Source organism: Delftia sp. ZNC0008 (genome assembly GCF_000799035.1).
Taxonomy (GTDB): Bacteria; Pseudomonadota; Gammaproteobacteria; order Burkholderiales; family Burkholderiaceae_C; genus Comamonas; species Comamonas tsuruhatensis.
Map to the genome: position 1 here is coordinate 1 of NZ_JTKZ01000691.1, position 4,460 is coordinate 4,460.

Consider the following 4,460-nt stretch of genomic DNA (forward strand, 5'->3'; position numbering starts at 1 on the left):
ACGGGATCGAACCGATGACCTCTTGCATGCCATGCAAGCGCTCTCCCAGCTGAGCTATACCCCCTTGCTGCAACGTTGCACTGCTTCGTTGCTGCGATTCAAAAATTGTAGCACAGCGTTTTTGGGGCAATTCCGGAATGCATGACTTTTTTATGTCGCCCTGCATTCCGGCGCCCTGCTGCAGCCCGGGTCAGGCCAGGCTTTGCCCGTCGCGTATGCGGTGGATCTCGGCGATGTCCACCACCCAGACCAGGCCGTCGCCGACCTGGCCCGAGTGACAGGCCGAGGTGATGGCCGCGCGGATGGGCTCGACCATGGATGCCTCGGCCAGCACGCAGACCATGATCTTGTCGGAAAAGTCGGTCAACTCCTCCTTCACGCTGCGCTTGTCGATGGCCGCCGGGGCCGTGAAGCCCTCGGCACGGAACAGCGTCACGCCGGGGAAGTTGGGAATGGCGCGCAGCGCGTCGCGCAGGCGCTCCAGGCGACTGGGGCGCACGATGGCCCGGATTTCCTTCATGGTCATTGCAGTGTCTCCTTCATCAGGCTTCCAGCGGTTTTTCGTCAAACCAGCGGTACAGGGTCGGCAACACCACCAGCGTGAGCAGGGTGGACGAGATCAGTCCGCCGATCACGACGATGGCCAGCGGGCGTTGCACCTCCGAGCCGGGGCCGGTGGCGAACAGGAAGGGCACCAGGCCCAGCAGGGCCACGGTGGCCGTCATCATCACGGGGCGGAAGCGCTGCACGCAGCCTTCGCGCACGGCATCGGCCACGTCCATGCCGTCTTCGCGCAGCTTGCGGATGCAGGTGACCAGCACCACGCCGTTGAGCACCGCAATGCCCCACAGCGCGATGAAGCCCACCGAGGCCGGCACGCTCACGTATTCGCCCGTGACGAACAGGCCCAGCAGGCCGCCGATGGAGGCGAAGGGCAGCACCAGGATGATCAACCCGGCCAGCTTGACCGAGTTGAACAGCAGGAACAGCAGGAAGAAGATGGCCACGATGGTCAGCGGCACGATGACCTGCAGCGTGCCCATGGCGCGCTCCATGTTCTCGAACTGGCCACCGTACTTGAAGTAGTAGCCATCGGGCAACTGCACTTCACTGTCGATGCGCTGCTGCACTTCGGTCACGAAGCCGCCCAGGTCGCGCCCTTCCACGTTGGCTCCCACCACCACGCGGCGCTTGCCGCCTTCGCGGCTGATCTGCGCGGGGCCGTCCACCAGCTCGATGCGGGCCACGCTGCTCAGCGGCACCTGGGCGCCCGTGGCCGTGGTCAGCAAGGTGGCGCCGATGGCGGCGGGCGAGCCGCGGAACGGCTCGGGGAAGCGAACCACCACGTTGTAGCGGCGTTCTCCCTCGTAGACCGTGGTGACGTCCTTGCCGCCGATGGCCGACTCGATCACGCCCTGCACGTCGGTGACGTTCAGGCCGTGGCGGGCGATCGCCTTGCGGTCGATATCCACGGTCAGAGCCTGCTGGCCTGACAGGCGCTCGACGCGGATGTCCGTGCTGCCCGGCACGCTCTTGAGGATGCGTGCGACCTGCTCGGACACGTCGCGCAGCTCGCTCAGCTCGTCGCCGAAGACCTTGATGGCCAGTTGCGAGCGCACGCCCGTGACCATTTCGTCCACGCGCTCGGAGATCGGCTGGGACAGCACGATCTGCACGCCCGGGATCGAGGACAGGCGCTGGCGGATGTCCTCGTCGATCTCGTCCTGCGTGCGCTCGGACTTGGGGTCCAGCAGCACGATGGGGTCGGACTCGTTGGGGCCTGCGGGATCGGCCGGCGATTCGCCACGTCCCAGCTTGGAGACCACGCTGAGCACGCCGGGCACTTCGGCCACGGCCTTCATCGCCGCCATTTCCATGCGGATGGATTCGTCCAGCGAGATGCTGGGCACGCGGTTGATCTGCGGCGTCAGCGCCCCCTCCTTCATCGTGGGCATGAAGGACTTGCCCAGCAGCGGGAACAGCCCCAGCGAGCCCAGCAGCAGCGCCACGGCCACGGCCAGCGTGGCGCGGTTGCGCGCGGTGGCCAGGTCCAGCAGGCGCAGGTAGTGGCGCTTGAGGAAGGCGATCAGGCGCGTGTCATGGTCCGCGCCGCCCTTGAGGAAGTACGAGCACAGCACGGGCGACAGGAACAGCGACACGGCCAGCGAGACCGCCAGCGAGATCGCGATGGTCAGCGCCAGCGGGCCGAACATCTTGCCTTCGATGCCTTGCAGCGTCATCAGCGGCAGGAACACCAGGATGATGATGGCGATGCCGAAGATGGTGGGCGTGGCCACCTCGGTGGTGGCCGACAGCACGGTGCGCACGCGTGCGCCCATGCTGTCGCCGGCCTGGCCGAGCTTGTGGAACACGTTCTCCACCACCACCACGGTGGCATCGACCATGAGGCCGATGGCGATCGCCAGCCCCCCCAGCGACATGAGGTTGGCCGAGATGCCCCAGCGGTTCATCATGATGAAGGTGGTCAGCGGCGTGATGATCAGCGTGGCCACCACGATCAGGCTGGAGCGCACGTCACCCAGGAAGATGAAGAGCACCACGACCACGAGCAGGATGCCCTCGATCAGCACCTTGCCCACGGTCCACAGCGCCGAGTCGACCAGGTCGGTACGGTCGTAGTAGGGAACGATCTGCAGGCCGCCGGGGAGCATGCCCTTGGAGTTGATCTCCTGCACGCGCTCCTTCACGCGGGTGACCACCTCCTTGGCATTGCCGCCACGCATCATCAGCACGATGCCGGAGACGCCTTCGGTATAGCCGCCCTTGATGATGGCGCCCTGGCGCACTTCCTGGCCCAGCTGGACCTCGGCCACATCGCGCACGAAGACCGGCACGCCGCCTTCCTGCTTGAGAACGATGTTGCCGATGTCATCCAGCGACTGGACCAGGCCCACGGCGCGGATCAGGTACTGCTCGGTGACCTGGGGCAGGATGCCGCCGCTGGCATTGGCGTTGTTGTCGGCGATGGCCTGGACCACATGGCGCACGGACAGGCCGTAGTGGCGCAGCCGGCCGGGATCGACCTCCACCTGGTACTGCTTGACGTAGCCGCCCTGCGAGTTGATTTCGGCCACGCCGGGAATGGAGCGCAGCAGCGGGCGCGCCACCCAGTCCTGGATGGTGCGGCGCTCGGTCAGCTCCTCGGGCGTGAGGGCCCGCTTGCCGTCGTCGGGATGGTCCAGCGTGTACTGGTAGACCTCGCCCAGGCCCGTGGACACCGGCCCCAGCACGGGGATGATGCCTGCGGGCATGCGCGGCGTGACCTCCATCAGCCGCTCGGTGACGAGCTGGCGTGCAAAGTACACGTCGGTGGCATCGGTGAAGACCAGGGTGATGATGGACAGGCCGCTCTTGTTGAGCGAGCGCATCTCCACCAGGCCCGGCATGCCGGTCATGGCGATTTCCAGCGGCACGGTCACGAAGCGCTCGATTTCCTCGGGCGAACGGCCTGGCGCCTCGGTGGCCACCTGGACCTGGACGTTGGTCACGTCAGGAAAGGCATCCACCGACAGATTCATGGCGGCGCGCAGGCCGAAGCCGCACAGCACCAGCGAGAGCACGATCACGATGAGCCGCTGGCTCAGTGCGGCCCGGATCATGGAAGCGATCATGGGCTTACTCCAGCTCTGCGCGCTTGCGCTCGTTGTTCAGGTGGAAGGCACCCGTGGTGACGATGACCGTGCCATCGGCCACGCCCTTGTTCACGGGGCGCATGCCGCCGCTGGCGGTGCCCAGCTCGACGGGCGTGAGGCGGTAGTGGTTCTCGCCCTTCTTGACGAAGACATGGTCGCGGTCGTTCTCGCGCACCACGGCCTCGGCCGGCACGGCCAGCAGCTGGCGCACCTCGCCCTGGATGCGCATGGTGGCCAGCATCTGGGGCTTGAGGTCGCGCTCGGGGTTGTCCACCTGGGTGCGGATGGTGACGGTGCGGGTCTCGGGCGTGACGGTGTCGCCCACATGCACGATCTGGCCCGACAGCACCCGCTCGCCCAGGGCGGGCACGGCGATCTCCACGGCCTGGCCGGCACGCACGCCGCTGGCCATCTGCTCGGGGATCGCGCCCACCACCCAGACGCTGCTCAGGTCGGCCACGGTGAACAGCGGATCGCCGGGCTGGGTCACCTGGCCGGAGCTGACCTTGCGCTCGATCACCACGCCGGCCCCTGTGGACAGCACGGCCGCATGCGACTGCAGCGTGCCCTTGTCGCGCAGCTGGGCGATGGCGCTGTCGGGAATGCCGATCAGGCGCAACTGGTCGCCGGCAGCGCGCTGCTCGGCGCGCGCAATCGACAGCTCGGACTCGCGGCGCTGCAGCTCGGCCGAGCCGATGACATCGGCGGCGATCAGCTGGCGCGCGCGCTCCACGCCGCGCTCGGCCAGCGTGGCGGCGGAGTGTGCACGCAGATAGGCCAGCTGGGCGGTGGTCAGCTCGGGGCTGG

At 67.3% G+C, this 4,460-nt stretch carries 3 protein-coding genes; all 3 read right to left on the reverse strand.

Features of this window, described 5'->3' with window-relative positions:
• Nucleotides 1–190: 190 nt before the first annotated feature.
• Nucleotides 191–526, reverse strand: a complete 336-nt coding sequence (locus tag L995_RS22555; protein WP_016450797.1) for a P-II family nitrogen regulator — start codon at nt 524–526, stop codon at nt 191–193.
• 16 nt (nt 527–542) lie between these two features.
• A complete protein-coding gene (locus L995_RS22560; RefSeq protein WP_047473784.1) occupies nt 543–3,632 on the reverse strand; it encodes an efflux RND transporter permease subunit in 3,090 nt (1,029 codons plus the stop codon).
• A gap of 4 nt (nt 3,633–3,636) precedes the next feature.
• Nucleotides 3,637–4,460: efflux RND transporter periplasmic adaptor subunit (locus L995_RS22565; protein WP_047473785.1), on the reverse strand; the 824-nt coding region annotated here is incomplete at its 5' end.

Excerpts from the sequence above, each read along its gene's own strand:
- L995_RS22555 (WP_016450797.1), bottom strand. The coding sequence starts at position 526 with ATGACCATGAAGGAAATCCGGGCCATCGTGCGCCCCAGTCGCCTGGAG.
- L995_RS22560 (WP_047473784.1), bottom strand. The coding sequence starts at position 3,632 with ATGATCGCTTCCATGATCCGGGCCGCACTGAGCCAGCGGCTCATCGTG.